Origin of the sequence: Longimonas sp. (assembly GCF_046498435.1) — a bacterium.
Lineage (GTDB): Bacteria > Bacteroidota > Rhodothermia > Rhodothermales > Salinibacteraceae > Longimonas.
The window spans coordinates 1-3,825 of the sequence record NZ_JAWOAR010000092.1 but is presented as its reverse complement, the minus strand read 5'-3'; the positions used below and the strand labels follow the sequence as shown (position 1 = coordinate 3,825).

Genomic DNA, 3,825 nt, shown 5'->3' with positions numbered 1-3,825 from the left:
TGCTTATGCGCTCTTTTCAAGTTCGCTGTTGGACGTCGGGTGCGCTGGCTCTTTGCACTATTCATGCGCATCCCCGCCACTGCATAGAATCGGTTATCCCGCGCGCATCGGATGCGGTGCTCGGCATCTATGTGGGCGCCCGGAACCATTACACTTTGCAACACGCCTGCGATCACCAGGCATAAGCCCCGTTATTCAGCCCCAAAGCCGCAGATGTCCTGTCGTGCTGCTGCAATTAGCTCGCCGTAAGACTGTTAAACAGGATGTAAAACGGAAATCCAAATGTACCCATCAGCATAATGGTGATGAGCAAAGCCGCGCGCACCGACAGGCGTCCGCGAAACCACAGGCGCCATCGCAAGGAGAGCATAGGCCAGTTCATGATGTGGCAGGCGGCCAGCAGCACGCAGAGCGTCATCATTTCGGTGGCGGGCTGCAACGGCAAGATATGCACAATCGGAATCGTAAAGATAAAGACCGCCAGGAAGAAGAACGGTGTGAGTATCGAACCCGGGTAGTAGTTCACAATATCACTGGCTTGCAGCAGTGATGGAGGGCGGGGCCGGAGGGGACGCGGTGGGCGAGCCATGGCAACCAGATCTTTAACGCATTACGGGAAGATGTACAACACAAGCACGTGCCTCTTGTGCCCCCGCGCTGCGCCTGCACTGCCTGCACTCCAAACCGATTGCCCACTCCCGATTAGACAGATGCGAAAGTATCGTGCTTCCTATTGCAAAAGACCCTGTGCATCTGCATGTTGTAGGCGCATCCTGTTGTATCTGTATCGCGTTGTAAACGGTCGCGTTGCAAGCGCATCTACTTCGCGCATCATTCTTCTGACTCAACCCGGATCTGCTTTATGAAATTACCTACGCGTGTATCTGACCTCGGTATCGGCCTGCAAATGGGCGGGCTTTTACTTCTGTTGCTGATCGGAACGGGATGCCAGTCCTCTGAACAAGGAATTGACCCCGCCGAGGTCGAGGGGCTGGAGACGCAGGTGAGCGAGTTGCAGAGCGAAATCGAGTCGCTGGAGAGCGAACTGTCGGACCTCCGCCGCGAAAACTCGCAGTTGCGCAGTCGCCTGTCCGACCAAGAGCAGCGGCGCGGCGAGACCATTGAGGTGCTCTCTACCGACCTCTTCTTCGAAAGCGGCAGCGCGCAGCTCACCTCCGAAGGCGTCGACCGCCTGGTGGATGTTGCTGAGCGCCTGCGAAGCGAGTACTCCGACCGCGTGGTGCGCGTAGAGGGCTACACCGACGACAAACCCATCGGCGACCGCCTAAGCCAGCGCTTCCCCAGCAACTGGGAACTCTCCGCCGCCCGCGCCTCCGCCGTGGTGCGCCACCTGCAGTGGACGCACGAACTGGAGCCGGTTCGCTTTGAAGTGGTGGGCTTCGGCGAGTACCAGCCCATTGCCGATAACGAAACCGCGGAGGGCCGCAGCGAAAACCGGCGCGTGCGTGTGGCTGTGCTTCCATCCGGGCAACCGACTACGGCTGGGGAGTAGCGGTCTCATCGGTCTCCGCAAAGAAGTGCTCAATGGCGTTCATTGCGGTATCGGGCTGCTCAATGGGCGTGCTGTGCCCGCTTCCCGGCGCAATAACCATGGTGCTGTTCGGCAGTGCGTCGTGGGTGGCGCGCACATTGTCGAGGGGCACAACTTCATCTTCTGATCCCGCGATCATAAGGACCGGCTGCGACACGCGTCCCAACTCCGCAAGCACGCTCTCGCGCCCAAAGATGGCACGCCCCAGCTGCACGGTACCACTGGGCGCATTGCCCTTCATGCGTTCGCGCCAGGCATCCACCGCCTCGGGATGCGCGGTGCGGTAGCGCTCGCCTAAGAGCAACGGCACCACCTGACCAATCACCGGCGCGTAGCCGGTCGTCTCCACAATCTTCAGGAGCGCGTTGTACTTCATGCGCTGCAGGGTTGACTCGGCCTGCGCCTGCGTGTTCATAAGCACGGCCCGCGAAATGCGATCCGGGTGGTCGAGTAAGAGGCGAAAGCCCACGTATCCACCCATCGAATGCCCCAGATAGGTCGCCTGCTCAATATCGAGCGTATCCATCAGCGCCGTCACATCCGCCGCCAGACTTGGGATGCCATAGCCATCATCAGGCACCGCCGACGCGCCCTGCCCGCGCCAGTCCCACGTAATGCACCGATAGTCGTCCTGGAGCGCCTCAATCATCGCATCAAACACGCGATGCGTCAGCAAATAGCTCGGGCCCATCAGCAGCGGCGGGCCATCGGTTTCGGTGTCGCGCACATGCAGCGTAATATCGCGGAGCGAAAGGGTCGTCGTCATAAGAATACGGGGACGTTTAGATACAATGGAAGCGATAGGGTAACGAGTACAACGCCGGGAAGTGTCCGCGCCCCAACAAGCAGGCGCCCCTTCACGTTGGTGCGGCCCGCGCGTACAATCCACGCCCGCCCACACACTCCAGCTCGCGGGGCAACCACCGCCGCCTCCCCGAACGCCCCATGTGAGGCTTGCACCCGGCCCATCGCTTGGCTATACTTTCATGGTACCCCATGCATCATCCGCACCGCATAACGTGCTATGCCTGCTGTGTTGACACAGCACCGGGCAGGTTTTGCACACGTGTCTCATCCCCTTTCATACCGATCTCCTGAGAGCTATGGCCAAGGACGAATCCGCACAGCAGCAGTCAACCGTGGTCGCCTCCTACCCGACACGCCACGATGCCGAGATGGCCCGCGACTACCTCGACGAGGCCGACATTTCGGCCTTCATCCGCGTCGATGATGCCGGCGGTATGCACCCGGAGTTGCAGGGGATCCACGGGGTCCACCTCGTCGTGCTCGGCGATATAGCAGCCCAGCAGGCCCACGAGGCGCTGCAGGAGGCTGGCATGCTGCCGCACTCAAAGGAGGACGTCGATGCAGAGGCCGGAGGTCCGATCGCGCAGGCGACGCCGTGGAAGGGCATCCGGGCTTTGCTCGTGATGGTTGCGTTGATAGGAGCATTGACAGCGCTTCTCCTGTTTCTTTTCTCCTGATTCTGATCTCGATTCTGAGGCGCGAGTTCGCCTCAACGGTGTGTAAGAAAACGGGCAGATACAATGCATGCCCCCCGCTGCTGCGGACGAAGGGCGCGGAGGCTTTCCGGTGGGCCCGAAACGGGTGGCGCTTCTGGTGGGTGCTTGATAGGTTACTGCCCGCTTTCGCCATAGAACTTAACCGTTATACAACCCCCAAACTTTTTGCTGTAGTGATAATACCTACAGTACACGACAAAAGTCATACGACTCTTCATAGGGGCATGCCCCCCAAAAGGGTGGGTTCAGATGAATGGTTTCCCCTCCATCCTACCCTTCCTCCCCGGCACCTGTTTAGCGACTTGTAGCCCGGGACGCGTGCAGTTCCGATAGCATTCGGCTCATAGGGCGCCGGGGACGCAAGCGGTACCGACAGGGGTCGGCACAGGTTACCCGGCTATGGAATTCCCTTAGCCCGGGATCAGGAGCGGAGCGCTGGGAGCACCGCGACCGAGTACTCCTGGGGTGCGGATATCCCGGGCATTCATCGAAGCCCGCTAAACAGATACCGACCACTGTCGGCACCGTCTGCGTTTCTGGCGTACACCACGGCACCCCCCTTCGGTATCGCTGTCGCGTGGGAAACGCAGGAGCCTTCATTTGCTGAGCCAACGGGGGACCGTTGGCTCCAGTCTATCTACCTCTCAGTCGCTGGCGCGACGGCTTCCCTCTTTACGGCTTCCCTCTTTACGGCTTCCCTCTTTACGGCTTCCCTCTTTACGGCTTCCCTCTTTACGGCTTCCCTCTTTA

Annotated in this window: 4 protein-coding genes; 2 read left to right on the top strand and 2 right to left on the bottom strand. The window is 60.0% G+C overall.

The genetic code is table 11. The features are described from left to right. Positions 1-235: 235 nt before the first annotated feature. A complete protein-coding gene (locus tag R6U20_RS03910) occupies positions 236-589 on the bottom strand; it encodes a hypothetical protein (RefSeq protein ID WP_410336560.1) in 354 nt (117 codons plus the stop codon). 273 nt (positions 590-862) lie between these two features. Between R6U20_RS03910 and R6U20_RS03905 the strand changes: the two genes are divergently transcribed. Continuing rightward, entirely contained in the window at positions 863-1,513 is a 651-nt protein-coding gene (locus R6U20_RS03905) for an OmpA family protein (protein WP_410336559.1), read from the top strand. On the opposite strand, the gene R6U20_RS03900 is transcribed toward R6U20_RS03905, so the two are convergent. Continuing rightward, positions 1,497-2,318 carry an alpha/beta fold hydrolase gene (locus R6U20_RS03900; protein ID WP_410336558.1) on the bottom strand — a complete coding sequence of 274 codons (822 nt, stop codon included), beginning with the start codon at positions 2,316-2,318 and terminating at the stop codon, positions 1,497-1,499. The genes R6U20_RS03905 and R6U20_RS03900 overlap by 17 nt on opposite strands. A gap of 337 nt (positions 2,319-2,655) precedes the next feature. On the opposite strand from R6U20_RS03900, the gene R6U20_RS03895 reads away from it, so the two are divergent. Further along, complete coding sequence (locus tag R6U20_RS03895) at positions 2,656-3,036, top strand: hypothetical protein (protein WP_410336557.1); 381 nt, start codon at positions 2,656-2,658, stop codon at positions 3,034-3,036. Positions 3,037-3,825: the final 789 nt, after the last annotated feature.

Excerpts from the sequence above, each read along its gene's own strand:
- R6U20_RS03895 (WP_410336557.1), top strand. The coding sequence starts at position 2,656 with ATGGCCAAGGACGAATCCGCACAGCAGCAGTCAACCGTGGTCGCCTCC.
- R6U20_RS03905 (WP_410336559.1), top strand. The coding sequence starts at position 863 with ATGAAATTACCTACGCGTGTATCTGACCTCGGTATCGGCCTGCAAATG.
- R6U20_RS03900 (WP_410336558.1), bottom strand. The coding sequence starts at position 2,318 with ATGACGACGACCCTTTCGCTCCGCGATATTACGCTGCATGTGCGCGAC.
- R6U20_RS03910 (WP_410336560.1), bottom strand. The coding sequence starts at position 589 with ATGGCTCGCCCACCGCGTCCCCTCCGGCCCCGCCCTCCATCACTGCTG.